We start from the raw sequence: 25,777 nt of genomic DNA on the forward strand, positions 1-25,777 counted from the left end.
TTATAGGGGGGCGAAGGCTGGCTGCTGGTCTTGCTTTTGCAGCGCCTGCAGGGCGTCGAGGATGTCCATCTTGAGGGCGATGACGTCGGCGCTGTGGCCGATGCGGGGCTGGGCGATGGCGACGGGCCATTCGCGCACGATGTTGCCCGGCTTGCCGCCCATCAGCAGGATGCGGTCGGCCACGAGGATGGCTTCGTCGATATCGTGCGTGACGAGCAGCACGGCCGTGTGCCAGCGGTGCACCACGTCGACCAGCAGCGACTGCATCTCGGCGCGCGTGATGGCGTCAAGCGCGGAAAACGGCTCGTCGGCGAACAGCAGTTCCGGTTCGCGTGCCAGCGCGCGCGCCAGGGCCACGCGCTGCGCCATGCCGCCCGACAGCGCGGATGGATACAGCTTTTCGCGGCCCTTCAAGCCCACCGCCTCGATGGCTTGCGCCACGCGCGCCTGGTGCGCCTCGCGCGTCAGTTGCGGCTGGTGCTTGAAGTCCAGGCCAAAACCGGCGTTGCCCGTGACGTTCAGCCAGGGCAGCAGGCTCGCCTGCTGGAAGACGAGGGCGCTGCGCGGATCCGGTTCGCGCATGGGCGCGTCGAGGAATTGAATGGCGCCCGTGGACGGCGGCTGCAAGCCGGCCAGCACGCGCAGCAGGCTCGATTTGCCGCAGCCGCTGCCGCCCAGCAGGCAGACGATTTCGCGCTTGCGCACGCCCAGCGAGACGTGCTGGAACACGGGCGCCCTGCCCGGATAGGCATAGCTCAGGTCCTGCGCCTGCAGCGCCCAGTCTTGCGTTTCCACCGCTGCCGTCATGCCGGGGCTCCCGCCGCCTTGGCCGCCTGCTGGCTGTCGAACAGCTGCAAGGCTGCCTGCAACTGCGTCAGGCTGGGGGTGACGATGGGGATGAACGACGATTCGCGCCAGCGGCGGGCAAAGCCCTGCTGCTCGGCGTTCAGGTAGGCGCGCCCGCCCATGGCTTGCAGTTCCAGCATCAGCGCCTGCTGCAGCACGTCGGCCAGCTGTATGCGCAGGCGGAACATGGCCGGCGCCTGCGCCTTGAAGCGGCCATCGTGCACGCCGGCCAGCAAGGTGGCGACGGCGGCCTCCAGGGTCGCTTGCAGCGCTTCGATGCGTGGCGTGAGCGCGTTGCGCGAACCGGCCGAAATCTGCGCCGCCTTGGCCAGGCTGGCGCGCGCCAGGCCAATCGACAGGCCGCACTGCATGCCGAGGAACGATGGGCGCACCTGCGGCAGCCAGGCCGGCGCATTGTCGCTGATGATGTCCGCGGCGGGGATGTGCACCTGCGCCAGCTTGACGGAAGCCGTATTGCTGCCGCGCAGGGCGACCAGGTCCAGGTCGTCGCTGCGCTGCACGCCTGCCGTGCCGCTGTCGAAGGCGACGATGACGGGCGGCGAGCCATCGTTCGGCGCCACGGCGGCGGCCGCGACAAAGCCCGCTTTGCGCAAGTTCGTCACCCACGCAAGGCCGCCGTCGACCAGCAAGCCGTCTTCCTGGCGCGCGCCCGTGATTTGCAGTTGCTCGATGCCCGACAAGAATTTCATGGCGTTCGACAGGCCGCTGGCACCGGCCTGCGTGCCTGCCAGCAGGCCGGGCAAGCGGCGCTCGGCCAGCGCGCGGTTCCCGCTTTGCAGCAGGAATTCGATGAAGCAGCGCTGGCCCCAGAAAACAAAGGCCGCCGTCACCGATTGCTCGGCAACTTTGGCGATGGCGTCGATGGCGTCGCGTACGTCGCCGCCCGCGCCGCCGTGTTCCTGCGGCACGCCGATGGCCAGCAACTGGTCGCCAGCGAGGGCCGGCAAAATGGTTTCAGCCAGCTGCGACGATTGGTCCAATTGGTCGGCATGCGTGTGCAGCCAGTGATTGAGGTGGCCCATGTCAGACGGCGCCAGGCAGGTAGGGCGTCAATTGCGGATTGACGGGCGTGCCGGCCAGGCTGTTGGAGAAATTGCACAGCGTCGCCAGGCTGATGCCCAGCACCACTTCCAGCGCCTGCTGCTCGTTGTAGCCGGCCGCCAGGAATGTTTGGTATTCGGCGTCGCTGACGGCGCCGCGCGTGGCGATGACGGCCGTGGCGAAGGCGGCGACGGCGTCCAGCTTGGCGTCGTTCGTCGGCTGGCCATGCTGCAGGGCGCGCACCGTGTCCGGTGTCTGTCCCGCTTTTTTCAGCGAGATGGCGCTATGGCCGGCGATGCAGAAATCGCAGCCGTGGATGCGCGCGGCCGTGATCTGCACCACCTCGCGTTCCATTAACGTCAGGCTGGCGCGCGCATTGATGCCGGAGACGGTCAGATAGGTTTCCAGGGCCAGCGGGGCATTGGCCAGCACGCCGATCAGGTTGGGCAGGAAGCCATTGTTGGCGATGGCCTTTTCCACGAAGGGGCGGCTATCGGCCGGGGCGGTATCGAGAGTGTGCAGCGTCAGACGGGACATGGGGTACCTTGCTAAGTTGGTAAGTCACTCATGCATTATATCGGCCATGCCGTGCAGGTAACAGACGTCAGCGTCGTCCTTTTGTGCTCGTTCGTCTGCGATTGTGCGATCCTTGATTTCAGCTGGCCAGTTGGCGCTGGCGCTGGTCGCGCCGGTAGGCGCCTGGCTGTTCGCCCGTGACCCGCTTGAAGGCACGCGTAAAGGCGGCGTGCGAGCGGTAGCCCACCAGTTCGGCCGCGCGTTCGACGGAGACGCCATCGTGCAGGCGCCGCGCGGCGATCTTCATGCGCAGCAGGAGCAGGAACTGTGCCGGCGAGTGGCCGCTGGCGCTGGCGAAATGCTTGCAGAAGCTGGCGCGCGACATGCACGCGGCCTTGGCCATGTTCTCGATCGACCAGTCGTCGGCGGGGGCGTCGAGCATGCGTTCGAGCAGCGGCGAAAATGCGGGCCGGTGCAGCAGCGACAGCAGGCCGGCCGCCACCTGTTCGCCCTGCGCCACATGGCGTATCAGGTAAAAGAACAGCAGTTCGACCAGGCGCGCGATGAGCGGCGACGGTTGTTCCGGGTCGCCGCCGGCTTCCGCCAGTATCAGGTCGAACAGCGCGGCAGCGGCGTTGAAGGCGGGCGCGTCGCCGCGTATCAGCAGGTACGGCGGGAAGGAGTCGACGATCAGCGCGGAGAGTGCGCCGCGAAATTGAAAGAAGCCGCAGGCCAGCGCCGTCGCCGGCTGGTCCGTGGACGACTGCAGCGGCAGCATGGCTTGCGCGCTGACCGCCTGCAGCGGGTCGCTGTGCGGGCTGAGGAAGTGCGGCAAGTCGCGCAGCAGGAAGACGCCGTCGCGCGGGCCGAGCGCAATCGGAGCCGCCCCGTCGAGGTGCAGATAGCAGTGGCCATCGAGTACCAGGTGAAAGCTGCCCAGTTCCCGGCCCGCCGTGGAGGCGCGCCAGCGGCCGCAGTACTGGCCCACATGCAGGACGGCGGTGTCGAGTTCCAGGCTGCCGAGCAGCCAGCGCGCCAGTCTGTCGGTATCAGGATGCATGGGATCGCAAAGGCAAAAGCTGCATCATACGGGCTGCGCGCGGCAAGGCCAACGACCGATTTCGACTAAGCATATGCGCGCCATGCTTGCCATTTAGCGCTTGCCGCTGTGCTGCTGGAAGGCGGGGCAGGCGACTTGCAGCAGCGAGCGGTCTTCCAGGCACACGGCCGACAGTTTTCCACCCCAGACGCAGCCGCTATCGAGGCCGATCAGGTGCTCCCGCAGCTGCAGTCCCAGCGCCGACCAGTGGCCGAAGACGATGGTGTCGCCGGCGCTGCGCCGTCCCGGCACGTCGAACCAGGGCAGCAGGCCGGAACCCGGCGGCGGGCTGCCGCTCTCCTTCATCTTGAAGTCCATCACGCCTTCCGGCGTGCAAAAGCGCAGCCGCGTCATGGCGTTGACGATGCAGCGCAGCCGGTCGGCGCCCTGCAGGTCGTCGCGCCAGGCGGCCGGCTCGTTGCCGTACATGGTGCGCAGGAAGGCCACCCAGCCGTCGCTGCGCAGCATCGCGGACACTTCCCCGCCCAGGGACAGGGCCTGGGCCGCGCTCCATTGTGGCAGCAAGCCCGCATGCACGAGCACGTGGCCATCGTGTGCCAGTGCCAACGGCCGCTGGCGCAGCCAGTTGATCAACTCGTCGCGGTCGGGCGCGTCGAGAATTTCGGCCAGCGTATCGGACGCATGCTCGGGGCGGATGCCGTTAGCCACGGCCAGCAGGTGCAAGTCATGGTTGCCCAGGACGCTGTCGGCCAGACCCTGCTGCGCCAGCGCGTGCACGTGGCGCAACGTGGCCAGCGAGGCCGGGCCGCGGTTGATCAGGTCGCCAGCGAACAGCAGGCGGTACGGGCCATTCGCTGCCGCCTGGATCCGTTCGATCAGTTCGATGGTTTGTGCATGGCAGCCTTGCAGATCGCCGATAAAGTAAGTTTTCATATGTGCCGGGGTGAAGTGAACTACGCGCCTGCATTATAAGCATGCCTGCCCTTTGGCGTTGGGGGCATTCCTGGTCGGTACCCGATTGCGTGCACGGCCGGCGGGAAGAAAAGCGGATGCCGATTATGCTGCCGGAGATTTAATGGGGCGGCATTTCCCGCTGGCGTATATCGATAATCATCCGCCAGCGCGTTTATCGGAATGGATAGCCGCGCCACGCTGGACTTGCAAGCAGCCTGCGCAGGCTGCCGGAATGCCACTCATCCATGTTTATTTATTTTCTACGCGTACTTTCGGGATGTTTTTCATTGAATCTTAATATGGAGCAGATAAATAAGCCGATGGCGGTGATTCAATAGGCGATGAATTATGCAACGCTGCGCAGATGTTTATGCAATGTAGTATATTCCACGTGATTTTATTATCTAAATTAATGTAAAGGATATACCGGATGGATCTGTCAACGATGACGATACTGGAATTGCGCAAGCTGGAAGATAATGTCAAGCAGGAATTGAACGGCCGCGAGCGCGAAGACTTGAACAAGGCGCGCGAACAGATCATGGCCATCGCGCAGCAGGCGGGCATTCCGCTGAAACAGCTGATACTCGACGGCTTGCACCCGCGCACGGGCAAAGTCGCGGTGCGTTACCGCCATCCTGACAATGCGACCGAGCAATGGACAGGCCGTGGCCGCCAGCCGTTGTGGGTCAGGCAATGGGTGGAATCGGGCAAGTCGATCGATCTGCTGCGCGTATAATTCGGTATACTCTTGGCGCAGTAGCAAGCTGTCAGCCCCGCGCTGCACCTTGCCAGGCTCCCTATTTGACCCTCTTTATACCGCCCACACCATGCTTCCATTGTCCAGAACGATCTTCAAGGCCTACGATATTCGCGGCATCATCGCTAAAACCCTCGATGCCAGCGTGGCCCACAAGATCGGTCAGGCATTTGGCCAGGCCGCCCTGGCCAAGGGCGAGCAGCGGGTCGTGATCGGCCGCGATGGCCGCCTGTCTGGGCCGGAATTGACGGCGGCGCTGGCGCAGGGCTTGCAAGCTGCAGGCGTCGACGTGATCGACCTGGGCGTGGTGGCCACGCCGATGGTCTACTTCGGCACGAATGTGCTCGACACGCGCTCCGGCATCATGGTCACGGGCAGCCACAATCCGCCCGACTACAACGGTTTCAAGATGGTATTGGCCGGCGAAGCGATCCACGGCGAAGCGATCCAGGCGCTGTACCACAGCATCGTCGCGCACGACGGCCGCGCCAGCAGCACGCCAGGCAGCTATGCCACGCATGATATCCGCGCCGCCTACCTGGAGCGCATCCTGGGCGACGTCAAGCTGGCGCGCCCGATCAAGATCGCCGTCGATTGCGGCAATGGCGTGGCCGGCGCATTTGCGGGCGACCTGTTCCGCGGCATGGGCTGCGAGGTCATCGAACTGTTCTGTGAAGTCGATGGCAATTTCCCGAATCACCATCCGGATCCGGCGCATCCGGAAAACCTGCAAGACCTGATCCGCTGCCTGGCCGAGACGGATGCGGAAATCGGCATCGCCTTCGATGGCGATGGCGACCGCCTGGGCGTGGTCACCAAGGATGGCCAGATCATCTACCCCGACCGCCAGATGATGCTGTTCGCCGCCGACGTGCTGACCCGCCATCCGGGCGCGCAGATTCTGTATGACGTGAAGTGCACGCGCCACCTGGCGCCTTACATCACCAAGCATGGCGGCGTGCCGCTGATGTACAAGACGGGCCACTCGCTGGTGAAAGCCAAGCTGCGCGAAACGGGTGCGCCGCTGGGTGGCGAAATGAGCGGCCATATCTTCTTCAAGGACCGCTGGTACGGTTTCGACGATGGCCTGTATTCGGCTGCGCGCCTGCTGGAAATCCTCACGCGCGAAGCCGATCCATCGGCCTTGCTGAACTCCCTGCCGCAGTCCGACAGCACGCCCGAACTGCACCTGGAGCTGAAGGAAGGCGAGAATGTCGCGCTGATGGACATGCTGCGCCGCGACGCCGTCTTCCCTGGCAATGAGCAGATCATCACCATCGACGGCTTGCGCGTGGAATACGCGGATGGCTTCGGCCTGGCCCGCTCGTCGAACACCACGCCGGTGATCGTCATGCGCTTCGAAGCGGAAACGCCGGCAGCGCTGGCGCGCATCCAGGGACAGTTCAAAAGCGTGATCCTGGCCGCCAAGCCAGACGCTGTGCTGCCGTTCTGACAGCATGGCCGGCCAAGCTGGCGCACAGGCGCCCTTGAAAATCCTGCTGGTGAGGGTGTCCTCGCTGGGCGACGTGCTGCATAACCTGCCGATGGTAGCGGACATCGCCCGCCATTATCCGGATGCGACCATCGACTGGGTGGTCGAAGAGGGTTACGTCAGCCTGGTGCGCCTGAACCAGCGCGTGGGTACCATCTTCCCGTTCGCGCTGCGGCGCTGGCGCAAGAGCCTGGGCAAGAAAGAAACGCGTGCGGAAATCGCTGCCTTTTTCCGCAGCCTGCGGCAGACGCGCTACGGTTATGTGTTCGATACCCAGGGCTTGCTCAAGACGGGCATCATCATGGGTGCCGCGTGCCTGGCGCCGGGCGGACAGAAAGTCGGCCTGGCCAATGGCAGCGAAGGCTCCGGCTACGAAGGCATCTCGCGCATTTTTCATACGAAAAGCATTCCGCTCGACCCGCGTACGCATGCGGTAGCGCGCGGCCGCCTGGTGGCCGGCGCGGCACTCGGCTATACGGTCGACACGCCGGCCGATTTCGGCTTGCCGGACGTATCGGCCAGCGAAGCGCGTCCGGACTGGATGGGCGAGGCGCCCTACTGCGTGTATTTCCACGGCACGGCGCGCGACGCCAAGAAATGGGCGCGGGAGAACTGGATCGCCCTGGGCCACGCGCTCGCGCCCATGCCGATTTTGCTGCCCTGGGGTTCGCCCAAGGAAAAGGCGGAAGCCGAACAACTGGCGGCCAGCCTGCCCAACGCGCGCCTGCTGCCAAAGCTGTCGATGGGCGACGCCACCCTGCTGGCGCGCCATGCGGCGCTGGTGATCGGCGTCGACACGGGCCTGACGCATATCGCCGCCGCCTTTGTGCGTCCGACGGTGGAAATCTATGCCGATTCGCCGCTGTGGAAAACGGAAGGCAACTGGTCGCCGAGAATCATCAACCTGGGCGACAAAGGCGCGCCGCCCGGCGTGCCGGAAGTGCTGGCCGCGGCGCGGCGCCTGCTGGCCGACCACCCTCCCGCCTGACTTCAACATCAAACAAATATGCGACTTCTTTATACCCTTGCCTGGTGGCTGGCCTTGCCCCTGGTGCTGGCGCGGCTGTGGCTGCGCGGACGCCAGGAACCCGGTTATCGCCGGCACTGGGGCGAGCGCCTGGGCTTTTACGGGCGCCAGGCCACACCTGCCCCCGACACCATCTGGCTGCACGCCGTCTCCGTCGGCGAGACGCGCGCGGCCGAGCCGTTGATCGATGCGCTGCTGGCCGCATGGCCCGCGTGCCGCATCGTCCTCACGCACATGACGCCGACGGGGCGCGCCACGGGCAAGGCACTGTTTGCGAAACACGGCGCGCGCCTTGTGCAAAGCTACCTGCCGTATGACACGGGCGCCATGCCGGCCCGTTTCATCCGCCATTTCGCGCCGCGCATCTGCATCCTGATGGAGACGGAAGTGTGGCCAAACCTGATCCAGCAATGCAATCGCTACAAAGTGCCCGTGGTGCTGGCCAATGCGCGCCTGTCGCAGCGATCGCTGGGCAAGGCGCAGCGCCTGGGTAAACTCATCGCCGATGCGGCGCGCGGCATCACCCTGGTCGCGGCGCAGACGCAGGACGACGCCGATCGCGTACGTCAGCTGGGTGTGCAGGACGTGGTGGTCACGGGCAGCATCAAGTTCGACGTCGTCGTGCCCGAGGCGGCCCTGGCGACAGGCGCCTGGCTGCGCGGCGCCATCGGCCAGCGCCCGGTGCTGCTGTGCGCCAGCACGCGCGAAGGGGAAGAGCAGCTGATCCTCGACGCCTTGACCCGCGTCAGCCTGCCCGCGAATGCGTTGCTGCTGATCGTACCGCGTCATCCGCAGCGCTTTGACGAGGTGGAAAAACTCATCGCGGCGCAGGGCCTGGCCGTGCAGCGCAGGTCCGGCCTGGCGCAGGGCGATGCCGTGGCGGCGGGCACGCAGGTGCTGCTGGGCGACTCGATGGGCGAGATGTTTGCGTATTACGCGGCCTGCGATTGCGCTTTCGTGGGCGGCAGTCTGCTGCCGCTGGGCGGGCAAAACCTGATCGAGCCGGCGGCCCTGGGCAAGCCCGTGCTGATCGGCCCCCACACCTTCAATTTTGCGCTGGTGACCGAACAGGCGATTGCTGCAGGCGGTGCCGCGCTGGTGGCGGACGCCGACGCGCTGATGGCGCAGGCGGCGGCCCTGCTGCAGGATCCCGCGCGTCTGGCGGCTATGGGAGAAAAAGCGCTGGCGTTTGCCAGCCAGCACCGGGGCGCCACGCCGCGCACGATCGCTGCGATCCAGCCTTTGCTGCCAGCTTAATTGAACAGGACTGGTAATTCCTGCGAGCGTTTTCTGAGCGCCTGCTTGGCGCCATCGTAATCGGGATAAATCGATTCCACGGTGGCCCAGAAGCGGGGGCTGTGGTTCATTTCCAGCAGGTGCGACAGTTCGTGCGCCACCACGTAGTCGATCAGCGGCAGGGCGAAATGGATCAGGCGCCAGTTCAGGCGGATCTTGCGCTCGATGGTGCAGCTGCCCCAGCGCGTGCCGGCCGACGACAGCGACAAGGAATCGTACTGGACGCCCAGCTTGTCCGCATACACGTCCAGGCGCGCCTCGAACAGCTGGCGCGCTTCGTGTTGGAACCATCCCTTCACTTTTTCCTTCAACTGCTGTTCGCTGCCCGTGGGCGTGACCCATACGTGCAGCTCATTCGTCTCGCGCTGGAAGCTGGCGCGGTGGCGCGGCGCCTGGTGCAATCGCAAGGTGATGTCGCCGCCGAGGTAGGGCAGCACGGCGCCATCGACCCAGGCCACGGGCGGGCGCTGCTGGCGCTGCACCTTGCGCTCGCCCCGCTCCAGCAGCTTCGAGACGATCCAGCCTTGCTTGGCGCGGATGGCGTTGTCGATTTCGGCCAGGGTGACGCGCTTGGGCGCCGTGACGCGCAAGCCGTTATCGTCGATCATGAAGCCGATGGAACGGCGCGTGGAGCGGCGCAGGGCGAATTCGACGAGGTGGCTGCCCAGCTGCAGCTGGCGCAGCGGCGGACCATCGGCGGTGCGTGGCGGGGAAGGCAGGGGAGGCGGGGCAGGGCGAATGATGGGGGGCGCGGGCGCCACTACCGGTGGCGCCACGGGCGGCGCTGGCGGTGCCGTGGGGCGCACCGCCGGGGGCGTGCTGGTCGAGACGTCATGCGCGAACAAATCCAGTTGCTGGTCGCCGACCTTGATGGTCTTCATCTGCTGGCGCAGTGTCGGCTCCTGGATGACCGCGCTGATGCCGTCTAGCCAGCGTTGTAGGCGTGAGGCGAAATGACGCGCATTTCTGATTCTATCCAATTTTCCACCTGTTGCATCATGCTGTCCGGGGTTTGCCCTTCCGGCGAAATCGGTTTGCCTATCGAGACGGTGATCAGTCCCGGGCGTTTGAGGAATGACTGCTTGGGCCAGCATTCGCCTGAATTATGCGCAATCGGCACCACCACGGCGCCCGTGGCGATAGCCAAACGCGTGCCGCCGCTCTTGTACTTGCCCGTCTGGCCCACGGGAATGCGGGTGCCTTCAGGGAACATGATAATCCATTGCCCATCTGCCAGGCGGCGCTTGCCATGGGCTACCACGCTCTTGAACGCATGCTTGCCCTGCTTGCGGTCGATGGGGATCATGCGCAGCAGCGCCATGGCCCAGCCGAAGAAGGGGATGTACAAAATCTCCTTCTTGAACACATATACGAGCGGACGTGGCAGGCTGGGAAGCAAAAAGATGGTTTCCCAGGCCGACTGGTGCTTCGAGAGCACGATGGCCGGCGCATCGGGGAAGTTCTCGGCGCCCTTGACTTCATAGCGGATGCCGCAAATGACCTTGGCACACCACAGGATAAACACGTTCCAGCGCGAGGTGACCCAATAGCGCTTGTTGTAGCTCAATGGCGCGGCAAAAAAGCACACGCAGGCCCAGACGATGGTGGCCACGATCATGATGATCATGAACAGCAGGGATCGCAGGAACAGGGAAATATTACGCAATGCGGTTCTCCGAAGATTAGATACTGAATGCCACTGTGGGCGCCGGTGTCGCTGGCGCCTTGAGCAGGTGGCTGACGACGGCGGCCAGGTCGGGGAAGACCTGGGTGCCAGGCGGCAGGCCGCCCGTTTCATTGGTCTTCTCGCCCTTGCCCGTCAGGACCAGGTAGGGCACGCAGCCGCTGATGAAGCCTGCCTGCAGGTCGCGCAGCGAATCGCCGACCGTGGGCACGCCTTTCAGGCTGGTGTTGTAGCGCTGCGAAATTTCATGGAACATGCCGGGCTTCGGCTTGCGGCAGTCGCAATTGTCCGCGCCCGCATGCGGGCAAAAGAAGATGGCATCGATATCGGCGCCCACCTGCTGCGCCAATGTGTGCATCTTCTGGTGGATCGCGTTCAAGACCGTCATGTCGAAATATTCGCGCGCGATGCCCGACTGGTTCGAGGCGATGACGACGCGATAGCCTGCCTGGTTCAGGCGGGCGATCGCTTCGAGCGAACCGGGTATCGGCAGCCATTCGGCAGGCGACTTGATGAAGTCCGGCGAGTCATGATTAATGACGCCGTCGCGGTCGAGAATAATCAGTTTCAGCGCCGGCGTGCCCATTATGCCGCCAGCTTCGAAATGTCGGCGACGCGGTTCATCATGCCGTGCAGCGACGACAGCAAGGCCAGGCGGTTGTTGCGCAGGGCGACATCCTCGGCCATCACCATCACGTCGTTGAAGAAGCCATCGACATCGTCGCGCAGCTGCGCCAGCGTTTGCAGGGTGCTGGTGAAGTCGCCCTTGGCGAAGGCCGCGTCGACTTCCGGCTGCACGCGCGAGACGGCGGCGGCCAGTTTTTTCTCCGCCTCGTCCTGCAGCAGCGCCACGTTGACGCCGCCGGCGGCGACCTGGCTCACGGCTTCTTCGTTCTTTTTCAGGATGTTCGTGATGCGCTTGTTGGCGGCGGCCAGCGAGGCGCTTTCCGGCAGGGCGGCAAACGCCTGCACGGCTTCCAGGCGCTGCACGATGTCGTCCAGGCGGTCCGGATTCTGCGCCACGACGGCTTCGATTTCATTCGGCGAGAAACCGCGCTCGCGCAGGATGCCGCGCAGGCGATCCAGCATGAAGGTGGTGACGTCCGCGACCGGGTCCTTGAAGCCGGGAACGGCTGCGAACTGCGCGGCGGCATCGGCCAGCAAGCCCTGGATCGACAAAGGCAGGCGTTTTTCCAGCAGCATGCGCAGCACGCCAAGCGCGTGGCGGCGCAGCGCGAACGGGTCTTTGTCGCCCGTTGGCGCCAGGCCGATGGACCAGATGCCGACCAGGGTTTCGAGCTTGTCGGCCAGCGCCACGGCGGTGCCGGTGCCGGTGGTCGGCAGGCTGTCGCCGGCAAAGCGCGGCTGGTAATGCTCCGAGGCGGCCAGCGCCACTTCTTCCGGTTCGCCATCATGGCGCGCGTAGTACGTGCCCATGATGCCTTGCAGCTCGGGGAATTCGCCCACCATGTCGGTCAGCAAATCGGCCTTGGCCAGCAGGGCGCCGCGTTCGGCCAGGGCGACGTCATATTGCAGCTTGGCGGCGATGGCGCCGGCCAGCGACTTGACGCGCTCTGTGCGGGCCGCCTGCGTGCCCAGCTTGTTGTGGTAGACCACGTTAGCCAGCAGCGGCAGACGCGCTGCCAGGGTCTTCTTCTTGTCTTGCTCGAAGAAGAACTTGGCGTCGGACAGGCGCGGGCGCACGACGCGCTCGTTGCCGCCGATGATGTGCTCTGGCGTGTCCGTTTCGATGTTCGACACGATCAGGAAGCGCGAGCGCAGCTTGCCTTCGCTGTCCGTCAGGGCGAAGTATTTCTGGTTCGTCTGCATGGTGAGGATCAGGCATTCCTGCGGCACGGCCAGGAATTCTTCCTCGAAGTGGCACTCATACACGACCGGCCATTCGACCAGGGCCGTGACTTCATCGAGCAGCGCTTCGGGCATCAGCACCTGGTCGGCACCGGCCTTGTCCAGCAACTGGGCGCGGATGCGCTCCTTGCGTTCCTCGTTGCTGGCGATGACGCTGGCGTTGAGAATCAGCGACGGCGCATAGTTTTCCGCGTGCGCGATGGTGATCGGTTCGCCGTCGGTGAGGAAGCGGTGGCCCAGGGTGGTGCGGCCGGCCGTCAAACCCAGCAAGGTCAATGGCAGGATATTGATGCCGTGCAGGGCGATCAGGCTGTGGGCCGGACGCACGAATTGCACGGTGGTGCCGTCCGGGCGCTGATAGCTCATCAGCTTTGGAATCGGCAGCTTGGCGGCCGACTCGGCCAGGGCAGCTTGCGCGCCCGTGGCGAGCTGGCTGCCGGGCGCCGTGTAGGTGTAGAAGAAGCTTTCAGCCTTGCCGTCGGCGGCGCGTTCCAGCTCGGCCACCGTCAGGTCGGGGAAGCCCAGCGCGGCCAGTTTCTTGGCCAGCGGCGGGGTGCCGTTGCCGTTCGCGTCCAGCGCCACGGAGACGGGCAAGACTTTTTCGCGGATCGATTTATCGGGCGAGACTTCACGCACGTTGGTGATGGAGACGGCCAGGCGGCGCGGCGAGGCGTAGCTGGTGGCGACGCTGTCGGCTTCCAGGAAGTCGCGCGCCTTCAGGCCGTTGACGATGCCGGCCGTGAAGGCGGCGCCCAGTTTGGCCAGCGCTTTCGGCGGCAGTTCTTCGGTCAGCAGTTCGATGAGCAGTGTTTGGTTCATGGTGTTCTTGTCTGGTACGGCGGTGTATGAGCTAGGCGATCAAGCGGCGGCGGGTTGGTCTGCGGCGGGCAGCATCGGGAAACCGAGGCGCTCGCGCGAGTCGTAATACGCTTGCGCCACCAGGCGCGACAGGGTGCGCACGCGGCCGATGTAGGCGGCGCGTTCCGTCACCGAGATGGCGCCACGCGCATCTAACATATTGAAGCTGTGCGAGGCCTTCATGATCTTTTCGTAGGCGGGCAGGGTCAGTTGCAGCTCGATCAGGCGCTTCGCTTCCGCTTCGTAGTTGCCGAACTGTTCGAACAGCAGGTTCGTATTCGCGTGCTCGAAGTTGTAGGTCGACTGCTCCACCTCGTTCTGGTGGAAGACGTCGCCGTAGGTCAGCTTTTTCGTGACCCCGTTCTCCTCCCACTCGGTCCACACCAGGTCATACACGTTTTCCACGCCTTGCAGGTACATGGCCAGGCGTTCGATGCCGTAGGTGATTTCGCCCAGCACGGGCTTGCAATCGAGGCCGCCCACTTGCTGGAAGTAGGTAAATTGGGTCACTTCCATGCCGTTCAGCCAGACTTCCCAGCCCAGGCCCCAGGCGCCCAGGGTCGGGCTTTCCCAGTCGTCCTCGACGAAGCGCACGTCATTCTGCTTCAAATCCAGGCCCAGGGCGGCCAGCGAACCCAGATACAGGTCGAGGATGTTTTCCGGCGCGGGCTTGAGCACCACCTGATACTGGTAATAATGCTGCATGCGGTTCGGATTTTCGCCATAGCGGCCATCTTTCGGGCGGCGCGACGGCTGCACATACGCGGCGCGCCAAGGTTCCGGGCCGATCGCGCGCAGGAAGGTGCCGGTGTGGAAGGTGCCGGCGCCGACTTCCATGTCGTAAGGCTGGAGCAGGGCGCAACCTTGCTTGTCCCAATAGGTTTGCAAGGTCAGGATAATTTGTTGAAATGTGAGCATCGTATGAGTTCGCCGCGCGGGAGGCTGCGCTTTGTTAAGGTTTGCTTGAAGCCCGGGCGCATGCTTGGAAGCGCGTCCGGGCCGGGGTTTTGCTAATTTTAGCGGTTTTTACGGGCCCACTGTGACTCTTCGGGCAATATCGGCCGCTTATTGCTGCGCAGCGCGGCCACGGCGGGCGGCGCGCGACAGCAGGAAGGCCGTCAGCAGGGCCAGCGCGGCCAGGGCCAGCACCAGTTTGTTGCCGTAAAGAATGTATGGCGTCATGCCGCCCATGCCTTGCACCTTGGCCGACAGGGTGGCTTGCTGTTCCGGCGGCAGCAGGCTTTGCACCACGCCCTTGCCGTCGATGACGGCGGTGGCGCCCGTATTCGTCGAGCGCAGCATCGGGCGGCCCGTTTCCAGGCTGCGCATCTGCGAAATCTGCAAATGCTGCGGGATGGCGATCGAATCGCCAAACCAGGCCAGGTTCGAGATATTGAGCAGCACGGATGCCGACTGCTTGCCGCTGCGGTGGGCGCTGGCCAGCTGGCCGGCGATTTCCTCGCCAAACAAGTCTTCGTAGCAGATATTCGGCAGCACCAGCTGGTCGCGCACGGCCAAAGGCGCTTGCACCTCGGCGCCGCGGCCCATGTCGCCCAGCGGGATGGCCATCATGGCGACAAACCAGTGCAGGCCGGGCGGCACGAATTCGCCGAACGGCACCAGGTGGTGCTTGCGGTACTGGTAGTACGGTCCCGGCGTGCCGTTGGGCGTGATCCCCACGGCCGCATTGTAAAAGCGCTGCTGCTCGTCGAGCACGGGCATGCCGACCAAAATCGAGCTGCCCGTCTGCCGCGCATACGTCGCCAGGTTATCCAGATAGCCGGGCGGCAGCTGGTGCGGCAGCACGGTGACGGCCGTTTCCGGCGTGGCGATCAGGTCGGCCGGCGCGCTGGTGATGGCGCCCTGGTACATCTGCAGGGCGCCCAGCACGAAGCCGGGGTCGAATTTCTGCTGCTGCGGCACATTGCCCTGCAGCAGGCGCACCGTGATCGGGCGTCCGACCGGGTGCGTCCACGCCACATATTGCAAGCCGATGCCGGCCGCGTACAGCGCGATCACGCCGCCCAGCGCGAACCAGCGCGTGCGGTGCAGGGGGTGGACTAGCAAGAGCAGGGTGCCGGCCGACAGCGCCGCCAGCCAGCCCAGGCCATAGGCGCCGACGATGGGGGCGAAGCCGGCCAGCGGGCTGGCATTGTGGGCGTAACCGGTGGCCAGCCACGGAAAACCCGTAAACAGCCAGCCGCGCGTCCATTCGAACAGGGTCCAGGTCGCGGGCAGCACCAGCAGGGTCATGGCGGGCAGGGACAGCACCCAGCGCTGGCGCAGCCAGGCGGCCGCGCCCATGGCCAGGGCCACGTAGATGGCCATCAGGAGGGCCAGCAGGGCCACGGCGACGGCGGCGATCGGCGCGGCCATGTCGCCATAGCGGTGCATGGAGATGTACAGCCAGTGCGTGCCGGCCGCGCACCAGCCGAAGCCGTAGGCCCAGCCGATCAGCGCGCCGCCCTTGACGCTGGACGAACGCAGCACCTGGTAGAACAGCACGCCCAGGCTGAGGATTTGCAGCGGCCAGTAGCCGAAAGGGGCGAACGCCAGCACGGCGACGGCGCCGGCGATGGCGGCAGTCAGCATGCGCGCCCAGGTGCTGCGGGGCGGTTTGGCGGGGGCGTTGGGGTCGGCGCGTCTGAAACGCATTTACAGGACGCGCATGTCAGAGTTCCAGTTCCGGTACGTTGGGCAGGCGCTCGACGAGCAGCACGTGCACCTGGCGCGCATCGGCGCGCAGCACCTCGAAGCGCAAATTGCCCAGGTCGAAGATATCGCCCTTGTGCGCCATGCGGCCCAGGTACTTCGACACGAGGCCGCCGATGGTGTCGACGTCGTCGTCCACCAGGTGGCTGCCCACTTCTTCGTTGAATTGTTCGATCTCGGTCAGCGCCTTGACGCGCCAGCGGGGGCCGAACTGGCCTTCCTTCAGCGACAGGATGTTGTCCTCGGCTTCGTCGAAGTCGTATTCGTCCTCGATATCGCCGACGATCTGTTCCAGCACGTCTTCGATGGTGATCAGGCCGGCGACGCCGCTGTATTCATCGACGACGATGGCCATGTGATTGTGGTTGGCGCGGAAATCGCGCAGCAGCACATTCAGGCGTTTCGATTCGGGGATGAAGATGGCGGGGCGCAGCATGTCGCGGACGTCGAAAGTTTCTTCTGCGTAATAACGCAGCAAGTCTTTCGCCAGCAGGATGCCGATGACCTTGTCGCGCTCGCCTTCGATCGCGGGGAAGCGCGAGTGGGCGGTGGACAGGACTTCCGGCATCCATTCCTCGATCGGCTTGCTGATGTCGATGACATCCATTTGCGAGCGGGGAATCATGATGTCGCGCGCACAGAGATCCGATACCTGAAACACGCCTTCGATCATCGACAGGGCGTCGGCGTCGATCAGCTTGCGTTCATGCGCATCGTGTAGAACATCGAGCAATTCTGCACGGTTCTCTGGCTCGGGGGAAATGAGTGCGGTCAGGCGTTCAAACAGTGACCGGTGGGGCTTGACGTCAGTTCTGACGCCACTAGGGTGCTCGGGCATAGGAGGCGTGAGCCGTTGTTGCGAAGGGATATAGGATACACCAAAAGTGGGGGAATACCGGATTTCCCCGCTTTTGATGCAAATTTAATACGTCGAAGTGCGCCGTTGCCCGATGTTTTACGCGGCGTCCGGGCCCAGCACGCGCGCGCGCAGGGCCGCCACGTCGGCTTGCCAGTCGGCGAAATGCTCGCTGTCCTGCCACAGCTGGCGCAGTTCCGACGACTCCGCCGTGATGCGCTCGAAGGCCAGGCGCGCCTTGTCCAGCAGCGGCGGCGTCACCTTCTTCTTGCAGGCGGCCACCCACTCGTCCACTTCCGCCGTGGCCGGGTCGTCCTCGCCCGGCTTGCCCAAGAGGCGCGCGATCACTTCCAGCGCGGCCAGCGCTTCGGCGGCGAACGGCGCTTCCAGCTCCGCTTCCTGGCTGTCGATGACGTTGTCGAGCGTCGTCTCGACCAGTTCCAGGGTTTTATATTCGTGCAAGTCCTGCGCCCAATCCATGGCGTAGTCGTTGCCGAAGGCGTCAGTGGCCCAGGTTCCCATGGTCTTACTCCTTGTACGGGTCGGTGATGCCGAGCTTGGCCAGGATGTCCGTTTCCAGGCCCTCCATTTCGGTGGCTTCTTCGTCATCCATGTGGTCGTAGCCCTGCGCATGCAGCACGCCGTGCACGATCAGATGGGCAGTGTGCTCTTCCACGCTTTTCTTCTGTTCCGCCGCTTCCTTTTCCAGCACGTCGGTGCACAGGATGATGTCGGCGCGCGTCGGCTCGTCGTCACCGAGTTCTTCGCCTTCGTTGTAGGCGAACGTCAGCACGTTGGTGGCGTAGTCCTTTTCGCGGTAATCGCGGTTCAAGGTACGGCCTTCTTCCGCGTCGACGAAGCGGATGGTGAATTCTGCGGGGGCGAACAGGGCCGCCTTGACCCAGCGGCGCACTTTCGGGCGCGTGATCAGGGCTTCCAGGCGGGCGTCCGGATATTGCACGGACAGGGACAGTTTATTTTTTTCGGACATTTTTGGCGGCAGCTGGTTTCAACAAGGGGAGTAACTGGGCGGCGTCGGCGTTGGCCGCCTGCGCCGTTTCATAGGCGTCGACGATGCGCGCGACGAGCGGATGGCGCACCACGTCGGTGCTGTTAAATTGCGTGAAGCCGATGCCGCGCACGTCTTTCAATACGTGCACGGCGTCGATCAGGCCGCTCGTCTGGCTCTTGTGCAGGTCGACTTGCGTGACGTCGCCCGTCACCACGGCCTTGCTGCCGAAGCCGATGCGCGTCAAAAACATCTTCATCTGTTCGACGGTGGTGTTTTGCGCCTCGTCAAGGATGACGAAGGCGTGGTTCAGGGTGCGTCCGCGCATGTAGGCCAGCGGGGCGATCTCGATCACCTGTTTTTCAAACAGTTTTTGCGTGCGGTCAAAGCCCAGCAAATCATACAGCGCATCGTAGAGGGGACGCAGATACGGGTCGACCTTTTGCGCCAGGTCGCCCGGCAGGAAGCCCAGGCGTTCGCCCGCTTCGACGGCGGGGCGCGTCAAGATGATGCGCTTGACGGCGTCGCGTTCGAGCGCGTCGACGGCGCAGGCGACGGCCAGGTAGGTCTTACCCGTGCCTGCCGGGCCGACGCCGAAGCTGATGTCGTGTTCGAGGATGTCGCGCAGGTAGGCGATCTGGTGCGGCGTGCGCCCGCGCAGGTCGGCGCGCCGCGTTTTCAGCACGGGGCTGGCGATATCCGGCTCGACGAAGGTGCTGACGGGTGCGTTGGCGTGGTGTTCCGAGGCGGCGGACAGGCCTGCGCGCTGTTCCACCAGGGCCAGCTGCACTTCTTCCAGCGGCACGACCTTGTTGGCGATGGCGTAGAACTGTTCGAGGATTTCCACGGCGCGTTCGGCATTGCTGCCGCCGACGATGAATTTCTCGCCGCGGCGGAAGATCGTCACGTCGAGGGCGGCGGAAATCTGGCGCAGGTTTTCATCGAGGGGGCCGCACAGGTGCGCCAGGCGCGTGTTGTCGAGCGGCTCGGGGATGAAGTAATGCGGCTGTATCGGGGCTTTGGTTTTCAACTGGCTCTTTTCAATGCGGGTGCGCTGGCGACGAGTTCGCCGCGCAGGGTGTAGGAATGGCTTTCGGTGATGCGCACGTCGACCAGCTGGCCGATCAGTTGCAAGCCGTCGGGGCCGGCGTCGAAATTGACCACGCGGTTGTTTTCCGTGCGGCCTTGCAGTTCGCTGTCATTGGTGTCCTTCTTCGAGCGGCCTTCGACGAGGATGGTTTGCACGGTGCCGACCATGGCCAGGCTGTATTTGCGCGTGTTGGCGTCGATGGCCGCCTGCAACTGTTGCAAGCGAGCCAGCTTGACGTCATGCGGCGTGTCGTCTTCCAGGCTGGCGGCCGGCGTGCCGGGGCGCTTGCTGAAGATGAAGCTGTAGCTGTTGTCGAAGCCCACGTCGGCGATCAGCTTCATCATGGCGTCGAAGTCGGCCTGGGTCTCGCCGGGGAAACCGACGATGAAGTCGGACGAAATGGCCATGTTCGGGCGCACGGCGCGGATGCGGCGGATGATGGACTTGTATTCGAGGCCCGTGTAGCCGCGCTTCATGGCGCCGAGCACCTTGTCGGAACCGTGCTGCGCGGGCAAATACAGGTGGTCGACCAGCTGCGGGATCTTCGCATAGGCGTCGATCAGGCGCTGCGTGAATTCCTTCGGGTGGCTGGTGACGAAGCGCATGCGCGCGATGCCGGGGATGTCGGCCACGTATTCGAGCAGCAGGGCGAAGTCGGCGATCTCGCCGCCTTCCATCGCGCCACGGTAGGCGTTGACGTTTTGCCCCAGCAGGGTGATTTCCTTGACGCCCTGGGCGGCCAGGCCCGCCACTTCCGTCAGCACGTCCTCGAAGCGGCGCGACACTTCCTCGCCGCGCGTGTAGGGCACGACGCAGTAGCTGCAATATTTGCTGCAGCCTTCCATGATGGAAACGAACGCCGAGGCGCCTTCCACCTTGGCCGGCGGCATGTGGTCGAACTTTTCGATTTCCGGGAAGCTGATGTCCACTTGCGCGTCGCCGCTGGCGCGGCGCAGTTCGATCATCTGCGGCAGGCGGTGCAGGGTTTGCGGGCCGAAGACCATGTCGACATACGGCGCGCGCTTGACGATGGCGTCGCCTTCCTGCGACGCCACGCAGCCGCCCACGCCGATCAGCAGGTGCGGCTTGGCCAGTTTCAGCTCGCGCAGACGGCCCAGGTCGGAAAACACTTTTTCCTGCGCCTTTTCGCGCACGGAGCAGGTATTGAGCAGGATCACATCGGCATCTTCCGGCGTGTCGGTGCGCACCAGGCCATCGGAGGCGCCCAGCACGTCGGCCATCTTGTCCGAGTCGTACTCGTTCATCTGGCAGCCGAAGGTTTTAATGAATACTTTTTTCTGCATGGCGTCGGGTGCTTATCGGTAAATGTGGCGGCAAATAAGTGGGACAAATAATGGAGCAAATCAGTGTGGCTGCAAATAAGCTGGGCAGGGGGCTTGCGCTGTGCGCCGCTCGGGGCGGGAGGCGGTGGATGACCGGCCGGGCGCCTCTGGCTGCCCGGCGGCAGGCTCGCTGCAAGTTCAGGCCATAGTTTAGCGTAAATCGCCGGGGCGGGCCATGTTGTGCTTACCTTGCCGACAAGGTTGTCGCCTGTATATGTGGCCCTGAGTAGTGATGCTCAAAAGCATTTATTGCCGTGCGACACCATTGATTTGTAACAAGTTGCTGCAAAGCCTTGTGTGCGCCCGCTGGCATCCTAATGTGTTGAAATAGCATCGTTGCCAAGCCAACCAGCAGCTTGATTGATATTTAACAATCAGGAAGTTTGCGCGAGGCGCAGATGCCGCGTGTTTGGGCTAGTATATTGCCTTATATGCAATTCATTTCAGTGGATTGCACGTGCTTTTACTCACGCGGCAAATTGCGTACGTTGGCTGGGCGTGGCTGTGCGAGTCCTGTGCAGGCAGTGCGATACGGAGGAAAGGCGGGGGAGGGCTGAATCCGATGACAGACGTTTATTTGAACACTCTAAGCCAGCCTTAAGTTCGTATCGGCATTATTTTCTACATTCACCAGACGAGGAAAAATCATGGCACATCATGCATTAGCATCGCAAGAGAGTTACAACCCGAACCACCTGCTGGATATTCTGCTGAGCAAGATGCAGCTGAAAAACGATGCAGCCCTGTCGCGTCTGCTCGAAGTGGCGCCACCCGTCATCAGCAAGATCCGCCATCACCGCTTGCCGGTCGGTGCCTCGCTGCTGATCCGCATGCACGAAGTGACGGGCATGAGCATCCGTGACCTGCGCGACTTGATGGGCGACCGCCGCACCAAGTATCGTCTGTCCGACGCCCAGGGCCGTCCAAAAGCGGAAGACCGCGGCGATGCGCAAGAATCGAATTACGCGCACTGATGCGGCGGTGGCGCGCTGACTGTGCCGCTTGCGTAACTGCTGGCGGCAACAGGCCGGCGTGGGCCGGGCAGCATGGACACACCGCAGTACCCTTGACGGCTTTCGCTTCGCAGCGAGAGCCGTTTGCGTTTGCGGCCATGTTTAGCTCAGCAGTGCCGAGGTGATTTCGTCGTAGCGCAGTTCCGTCTCGCGGAACAGCTGCAGATACGTGTCTTCGCCCAGGCCCAGCGCATCCCAGGCTACCGGCGAGACGCGCGGCACCATGTCGTCGCCCGCCTGCGCCAGGTCGAGCGCGCAGACGACGGCATTGGCCACGTGGATCAGCGACGCGAGGAAGCCTGCTCCCGGCGTGTCCGGCTGCAGATAGTTGCCCAGCGCCAGGCGCATCGTGTCGGAAAAATTCCAGTGTTCGGCCAGCGCCACGCCGGCTTGCACGTGATCCACGCCCAGTACGGTTTGCTCCGCTTCGAGCAGGCTGCAATCGTGCGCCGCCTGGTGCGCGATGACTTGCGCATAGTGCGCGGGAAAACTGCTGACCAGCACCAGGCGCCCGATGTTGTGCAGCAAGCCGGCCGTGAACGCGTAATCCTGGTTGAAGCGGATTTGCCGCGCCAGCACCTTGGCGCAGGCGGCCGTCGCCACCGAATGGCGCCAGAAGGCCTTGTCGTCGAAACCGGGGCAGCGTCCTTCCGGGAAGCAACCCGTGATGGCCGCCGACGTGATCAGGCTGCGCGTGGTCTGGAAGCCGAGGTAAGTGATCGCCTGCTGGATGGTGGTGGCTTTCACCTGCAAGCCATATTGCGAGGAGTTGGCCAGGCGCAGGGTTTTCGCCGTCAGCGCCTGGTCGTACGATACTTTTTTGGCCAGCACGGAAATATCGACGTCTTCCTGGTCGATGCTGTTCAATAGTTCCATGACGACGGCGGGCAGCGAAGGCAAGTCATCGAGGTGGGCGACGATGTCGTCGAGCGTCAGCTGGGTGCTCATGCTGCCTCTCCCGTGCCCAGGCGGTAAGCCGTGACATAGCTGCGCAGCAAGGTGGTGGCCGCGTCCAGGGGATCCTCGGGGTCATGCTTGCGGAACAGGTAGGCCAGCCGTTCGCTGTCGGCCGCCTGTTGCGCGGCGATTTCTTCGGGCGAGGGGGGCGGCGCCTGGATCGGCAGCATGTCGATGTTGTGGCGCGGCATCAGGGCCAGCATGTTTTCCGTCAATACCGCGCCTTGCGGCAACAGCACTTGTCCATGCGCATCGAGCAAGACATCCGACAAGACCATGCCAGGACGAACTTGTTCCAGGGGTAGATGTTGATGCATGACCGCCATGACGACTCCTTAGATGATTGCGGGATATTACCATTGCCATGACGCAATGTCTCAACCTGTATCAAGGCCTGGTGGAAAACGGCATTGCTGTAAATCTTGCCAATAAGCATGTCATACCGTACATTTGATTCAGGCTGTTGTCCGCTGACGTCACTGCGCCCGCGCCGCGGGCTGGCGGCCTGGCCCGGGGAGTGTTGATTGATGGTGAGTATCCAAGTCCGGCTGACCCTGCTTTTTGTCGTGATCGTCACCCTGGTGCTGGGCATTTCGGGTAGCTATACCCAATATACCTTGAGCAAGGAACTCGAATCGGGCAGCGCGCGCCTGCGCAGCGGCGTGCTCACGCGCTTGCAGACCAGCTTGCCGTCCGCCCTGTGGGACCTCGACAAATCCAAGGTCGACAGCATCGTCGCGGCTGAAATGCTGCCGCCGGAACTGGTCGGCATCCGCGTCTACGACGCCTCCGTCGGCCTGTTCGCGGGCGAAGTGCGCGATGCGGCCGGCACCCTGGTGCCTTTGACCTCCGACGTGGCCATGGGCGGCACGCCCGTCGAGGCGCCGCTGGTGTTCCGCGACGCCGTGGCGGCGGCCACGGGCGGCAAGCCGGTGATCGTCGGCAAGGTCATCGTCAATTTCAGCCGTGCCCAGATCGACGCGGCCCTGCGCGGCGAAGTGCGGCGCAAGGTGCTGGAAGTGTTGCTACTTGATATCATTTTGGTGGGCGCCCTGGCGCTGAGCCTGCGCATCGTCTTCGGCCCCTTGAAACAGTTGCGCGACGGCTTGTTCGACCTGGCCACGCGCGGCAGCGATGACGTCGAAGAGCTGCCGGAAAACCGGCGCGACGAGCTGGGCGACGTGATCCGCGGCTTCAATGCCGTGCAGCGCAAGCTCAAGTCCATCATCGAGGGCAGCCGCGAGGCGGAAGACATGGCGCGCCGCTCGCAGCAGGAAACGGCGCAGGCCATGGACGAGTTGCGCCGCGCGCAGGAATCGTTGCTGCAGTCGGAACGCCTGGCCTCGCTGGGCAGCCTGGTGGCGGGCGTGGCGCATGAAATCAACACCCCGGTCGGCATCGCGCTGACCAGCGCCTCGGTGCTGAAGGAAGCCACCGATGGTATCAGCGCGGCGGTGGCGGGCGGCAGCGTGAAGAAGACCGATATCGTGCGCTACCTGGAAACGGCCGGCGAAAGCGCGCGCCTGATCATGAACAATGCCTACCGCGCCGCGCACCTGATCCACAGCTTCAAGCAGATCGCCGTCGACCAGGTCAGCGAAGCGCGCCGTTTGTTCGAATTGCGCGACTATATCGGCGAAGTCATCTCGAGCCTGCAGCCGACCCTGAAAAAGACGCGCATCCGCATCGATATCGATTGCCCGCCCGGCATCATGCTCGACAGCTATCCGGGCGCGCTGGCGCAGGTGCTGACCAACCTGGTCCTGAACTGCGTCGAGCACGCCTTCGATGCGGACACAGACGGCCACATCCATATCGGCGTGCACGGCGACAACGACTGGATCGCCATGCAGGTGCGCGACAATGGCCGCGGCATCGCGCCCGACATGCTCGACCGCGTGTTCGACCCGTTTGTCACCACGCGGCGCGGACAGGGCGGCACGGGTCTGGGCTTGAATATCGTATTCAACTTGATTGCCAAGCAGTTTGGCGGCACCATCACGGTCAGCAGCACCTTGGGGCAGGGCGCGACGTTCCTGCTGCGCCTGCCCAAGGTGACGCCATTGCCGGAAGGCGCCGCCAGCGTTCCGGCCAGCCAGGCATAGGCAAGGAGACAACACATGGCACAGATGGAAAATAGTCAGCAAGTGGCGCTTTTGCGCGGGATCAATGTCGGCCGCGCCAAGCGCGTGGCCATGGCCGACCTGCGTAAGCTGCTGGGCGACCTGGGCTTTGCGCAGGTGCGTACCGTGCTCAACAGCGGCAACGTCGTGTATGACGGGGGCAAGGTCGCGCCGGCCGACGCCGCTGCCCGCATCGAGGAAGCACTGGTGCTGAAACTGGGCGTGGCGGCCCGGGTGACGGTGCTGTCGGCCAGCCAGTTTGCCGAACTGATCGAACAAAACACCCTGGCGCCGGCGGCCGATGCGGCGCGTCTGCTGACCTTGGTGCTGAACAATCCGGCCGACATGCAGCGCCTGGCACCCCTGGCGCAGCGGCCGTGGCAGCCGGAAGCGCTGGTACTGGGGCGCTGGGCCGCGTATGCCTGGTGTCCCGATGGCGTGTTGGCCAGCAAGGTGGTGGCGGCGCTGGGCGTGCTGCTCGGCGATGGCGTCACCTCGCGCAACTGGGCCACCATGCAAAAATTGCATGTGCTGCTGAACGGGCCGGAGGCGGCCGCCACCTCTTCATTTTCCAAGGAGTACTGATGCCTACCATTCGCGGTACATTCGACGTCACCATCACCCCGGAAACCTTGTCGGACACGGCCGCGCAATCGGGGCTGGGACGCCTGTCGCTCGACAAGCGCTACCACGGCGCCCTCGACGCCAGTGCGCGGGGCGAGATGCTCAGCGCGCGCGCCAGCGTGGCCGGCTCGGCAGGCTATGTGGCGCTGGAGCGGGTGGAAGGCACGCTGGACGGGCGTCACGGCAGTTTTTATTTGCAGCACAGCGGCACGATGACGCGCGGCGCGCCCGCCTTGTCGGTGACGGTGGTGCCCGATACGGGGACGGAGCAATTGCAAGGCCTGTCGGGCAGCCTGGCCATCCGCATCGAAGAGGGCAAGCATTATTATGCTTTCACGTATGAGATTGCTGACGTGCCATGAACTGGGAGATCGTCAAGGGCGTGCTGATATTGCTGGTCGCCGTCAGCGCTCTGGGCACGGCCTTCGTGCTCATTTCCGCCTCGGGCACGGATAAGGCAGCCTGCATCGCGCGCGCCCTGAAGTCGGGCATTCCTGTAGGTAATATCGAACGGGTTTGCCGCTTGCTGGACAAGTGAGCATCAAGTGAGCATCAACCCAGGCACGGCAGGCAAAAAAATTCCGCGCAAGGCGGAATTTTTTTTAAGGCAGCGGCATCGGCTGCCG

Annotated in this window: 27 protein-coding genes; 9 read left to right on the forward strand and 18 right to left on the reverse strand. The window is 64.1% G+C overall.

Features of this window, described 5'->3' with window-relative positions; genetic code table 11:
• The 5 genes from OX460_RS25245 to OX460_RS25265 form a co-directional block, all read right to left on the reverse strand.
• The gene (locus tag OX460_RS25245; protein ID WP_289900309.1) at positions 1 to 807 is read right to left on the reverse strand and encodes an ABC transporter ATP-binding protein; all 807 of its coding nucleotides are present in this window, start codon (positions 805 to 807) and stop codon (positions 1 to 3) included.
• Complete coding sequence (locus tag OX460_RS25250; protein ID WP_289900310.1) at positions 804 to 1,889, reverse strand: acyl-CoA dehydrogenase family protein; 1,086 nt, start codon at positions 1,887 to 1,889, stop codon at positions 804 to 806. Before OX460_RS25250 ends, OX460_RS25245 begins: the two co-directional genes overlap by 4 nt.
• Position 1,890: 1 nt before the next feature.
• Positions 1,891 to 2,445, reverse strand: coding sequence for a carboxymuconolactone decarboxylase family protein (locus tag OX460_RS25255; RefSeq protein WP_099376568.1), 555 nt, complete (start codon positions 2,443 to 2,445; stop codon positions 1,891 to 1,893).
• A gap of 118 nt (positions 2,446 to 2,563) precedes the next feature.
• Positions 2,564 to 3,484: an AraC family transcriptional regulator gene (locus tag OX460_RS25260; RefSeq protein ID WP_251350296.1), complete on the reverse strand. Its 921-nt coding sequence runs from the start codon at positions 3,482 to 3,484 to the stop codon at positions 2,564 to 2,566.
• 93 nt (positions 3,485 to 3,577) lie between these two features.
• On the reverse strand, positions 3,578 to 4,417 hold the full coding sequence (locus tag OX460_RS25265; RefSeq protein WP_289900311.1) for a symmetrical bis(5'-nucleosyl)-tetraphosphatase: 840 nt from the start codon (positions 4,415 to 4,417) through the stop codon (positions 3,578 to 3,580).
• Positions 4,418 to 4,868: 451 nt separating this feature from the next.
• On the opposite strand from OX460_RS25265, the gene OX460_RS25270 reads away from it, so the two are divergent.
• From OX460_RS25270 to waaA, 4 genes are all read left to right on the forward strand, one after another.
• Positions 4,869 to 5,177, forward strand: coding sequence for an H-NS histone family protein (locus OX460_RS25270; RefSeq protein ID WP_289900312.1), 309 nt, complete (start codon positions 4,869 to 4,871; stop codon positions 5,175 to 5,177).
• A gap of 91 nt (positions 5,178 to 5,268) precedes the next feature.
• The gene (locus OX460_RS25275; protein WP_251350298.1) at positions 5,269 to 6,651 is read left to right on the forward strand and encodes a phosphomannomutase/phosphoglucomutase; all 1,383 of its coding nucleotides are present in this window, start codon (positions 5,269 to 5,271) and stop codon (positions 6,649 to 6,651) included.
• Positions 6,652 to 6,655: 4 nt separating this feature from the next.
• The gene (gene waaC, locus OX460_RS25280; RefSeq protein WP_289900313.1) at positions 6,656 to 7,678 is read left to right on the forward strand and encodes a lipopolysaccharide heptosyltransferase I; all 1,023 of its coding nucleotides are present in this window, start codon (positions 6,656 to 6,658) and stop codon (positions 7,676 to 7,678) included.
• An 18-nt stretch (positions 7,679 to 7,696) separates the two neighbouring features.
• Positions 7,697 to 8,974, forward strand: a complete 1,278-nt coding sequence (gene waaA, locus OX460_RS25285; RefSeq protein ID WP_289900314.1) for a lipid IV(A) 3-deoxy-D-manno-octulosonic acid transferase — start codon at positions 7,697 to 7,699, stop codon at positions 8,972 to 8,974.
• On the opposite strand, the gene OX460_RS25290 is transcribed toward waaA, so the two are convergent.
• The 11 genes from OX460_RS25290 to miaB all read right to left on the reverse strand — a co-directional run bounded on the left by OX460_RS25290 (position 8,971) and on the right by miaB (position 20,395).
• On the reverse strand, positions 8,971 to 9,894 hold the full coding sequence (locus OX460_RS25290) for a SprT family zinc-dependent metalloprotease (protein WP_289900315.1): 924 nt from the start codon (positions 9,892 to 9,894) through the stop codon (positions 8,971 to 8,973). The two genes, waaA and OX460_RS25290, sit on opposite strands and share 4 nt — an antisense overlap.
• 44 nt (positions 9,895 to 9,938) lie before the next feature.
• Positions 9,939 to 10,679 (reverse strand): lysophospholipid acyltransferase family protein, encoded by a 741-nt coding sequence (locus OX460_RS25295; protein ID WP_034780186.1) that lies wholly within the window; start codon positions 10,677 to 10,679, stop codon positions 9,939 to 9,941.
• A 16-nt stretch (positions 10,680 to 10,695) separates the two neighbouring features.
• Complete coding sequence (gene gmhB / locus OX460_RS25300; protein WP_072455078.1) at positions 10,696 to 11,283, reverse strand: D-glycero-beta-D-manno-heptose 1,7-bisphosphate 7-phosphatase; 588 nt, start codon at positions 11,281 to 11,283, stop codon at positions 10,696 to 10,698.
• Positions 11,283 to 13,385, reverse strand: a complete 2,103-nt coding sequence (gene glyS / locus OX460_RS25305; RefSeq protein ID WP_289900316.1) for a glycine--tRNA ligase subunit beta — start codon at positions 13,383 to 13,385, stop codon at positions 11,283 to 11,285. The genes gmhB and glyS overlap by 1 nt, the downstream gene beginning before the upstream one ends.
• A gap of 39 nt (positions 13,386 to 13,424) precedes the next feature.
• Complete coding sequence (glyQ, locus tag OX460_RS25310; RefSeq protein ID WP_289900317.1) at positions 13,425 to 14,342, reverse strand: glycine--tRNA ligase subunit alpha; 918 nt, start codon at positions 14,340 to 14,342, stop codon at positions 13,425 to 13,427.
• Positions 14,343 to 14,489: 147 nt separating this feature from the next.
• On the reverse strand, positions 14,490 to 16,079 hold the full coding sequence (gene lnt, locus OX460_RS25315; protein WP_289900318.1) for an apolipoprotein N-acyltransferase: 1,590 nt from the start codon (positions 16,077 to 16,079) through the stop codon (positions 14,490 to 14,492).
• A gap of 16 nt (positions 16,080 to 16,095) precedes the next feature.
• The gene (locus OX460_RS25320; RefSeq protein WP_071075558.1) at positions 16,096 to 16,974 is read right to left on the reverse strand and encodes a transporter associated domain-containing protein; all 879 of its coding nucleotides are present in this window, start codon (positions 16,972 to 16,974) and stop codon (positions 16,096 to 16,098) included.
• 117 nt (positions 16,975 to 17,091) lie between these two features.
• Entirely contained in the window at positions 17,092 to 17,514 is a 423-nt protein-coding gene (locus OX460_RS25325; protein WP_099666558.1) for a DUF4259 domain-containing protein, read from the reverse strand.
• Between the two features lie 4 nt (positions 17,515 to 17,518).
• The gene (gene ybeY, locus OX460_RS25330; RefSeq protein ID WP_289900319.1) at positions 17,519 to 17,983 is read right to left on the reverse strand and encodes an rRNA maturation RNase YbeY; all 465 of its coding nucleotides are present in this window, start codon (positions 17,981 to 17,983) and stop codon (positions 17,519 to 17,521) included.
• Positions 17,967 to 19,031, reverse strand: a complete 1,065-nt coding sequence (locus tag OX460_RS25335; protein ID WP_099666560.1) for a PhoH family protein — start codon at positions 19,029 to 19,031, stop codon at positions 17,967 to 17,969. Before OX460_RS25335 ends, ybeY begins: the two co-directional genes overlap by 17 nt.
• Positions 19,028 to 20,395 (reverse strand): tRNA (N6-isopentenyl adenosine(37)-C2)-methylthiotransferase MiaB, encoded by a 1,368-nt coding sequence (gene miaB / locus OX460_RS25340; RefSeq protein WP_289900320.1) that lies wholly within the window; start codon positions 20,393 to 20,395, stop codon positions 19,028 to 19,030. The genes OX460_RS25335 and miaB overlap by 4 nt, the downstream gene beginning before the upstream one ends.
• A gap of 686 nt (positions 20,396 to 21,081) precedes the next feature.
• Here miaB and OX460_RS25345 point away from each other — a divergent pair.
• Positions 21,082 to 21,408, forward strand: a complete 327-nt coding sequence (locus tag OX460_RS25345) for a hypothetical protein (RefSeq protein WP_034746769.1) — start codon at positions 21,082 to 21,084, stop codon at positions 21,406 to 21,408.
• A gap of 141 nt (positions 21,409 to 21,549) precedes the next feature.
• Here OX460_RS25345 and OX460_RS25350 read toward each other — a convergent pair whose 3' ends face one another.
• The gene (locus OX460_RS25350; RefSeq protein ID WP_251350307.1) at positions 21,550 to 22,395 is read right to left on the reverse strand and encodes an HDOD domain-containing protein; all 846 of its coding nucleotides are present in this window, start codon (positions 22,393 to 22,395) and stop codon (positions 21,550 to 21,552) included.
• Positions 22,392 to 22,730 (reverse strand): hypothetical protein, encoded by a 339-nt coding sequence (locus OX460_RS25355; protein ID WP_070257435.1) that lies wholly within the window; start codon positions 22,728 to 22,730, stop codon positions 22,392 to 22,394. The genes OX460_RS25350 and OX460_RS25355 overlap by 4 nt, the downstream gene beginning before the upstream one ends.
• Positions 22,731 to 22,931: 201 nt before the next feature.
• Here OX460_RS25355 and OX460_RS25360 point away from each other — a divergent pair, with 201 nt between their 5' ends.
• Genes OX460_RS25360 through OX460_RS25375 form a run of 4 tightly spaced genes read left to right on the forward strand, consistent with a single transcriptional unit; the run spans position 22,932 to position 25,689 of the window.
• Positions 22,932 to 24,509, forward strand: coding sequence for a HAMP domain-containing sensor histidine kinase (locus tag OX460_RS25360; protein ID WP_289900321.1), 1,578 nt, complete (start codon positions 22,932 to 22,934; stop codon positions 24,507 to 24,509).
• 15 nt (positions 24,510 to 24,524) lie between these two features.
• Positions 24,525 to 25,112 (forward strand): DUF1697 domain-containing protein, encoded by a 588-nt coding sequence (locus OX460_RS25365; protein WP_099666564.1) that lies wholly within the window; start codon positions 24,525 to 24,527, stop codon positions 25,110 to 25,112.
• Positions 25,112 to 25,513, forward strand: coding sequence for a DUF3224 domain-containing protein (locus OX460_RS25370; protein ID WP_289900322.1), 402 nt, complete (start codon positions 25,112 to 25,114; stop codon positions 25,511 to 25,513). Before OX460_RS25365 ends, OX460_RS25370 begins: the two co-directional genes overlap by 1 nt.
• Positions 25,510 to 25,689: a hypothetical protein gene (locus OX460_RS25375; protein WP_289900323.1), complete on the forward strand. Its 180-nt coding sequence runs from the start codon at positions 25,510 to 25,512 to the stop codon at positions 25,687 to 25,689. Before OX460_RS25370 ends, OX460_RS25375 begins: the two co-directional genes overlap by 4 nt.
• Positions 25,690 to 25,777: the final 88 nt, after the last annotated feature.

The sequence above is a fragment of the Janthinobacterium sp. SUN033 genome (assembly GCF_030397595.1).
GTDB lineage: Bacteria > Pseudomonadota > Gammaproteobacteria > Burkholderiales > Burkholderiaceae_D > Janthinobacterium > Janthinobacterium kumbetense.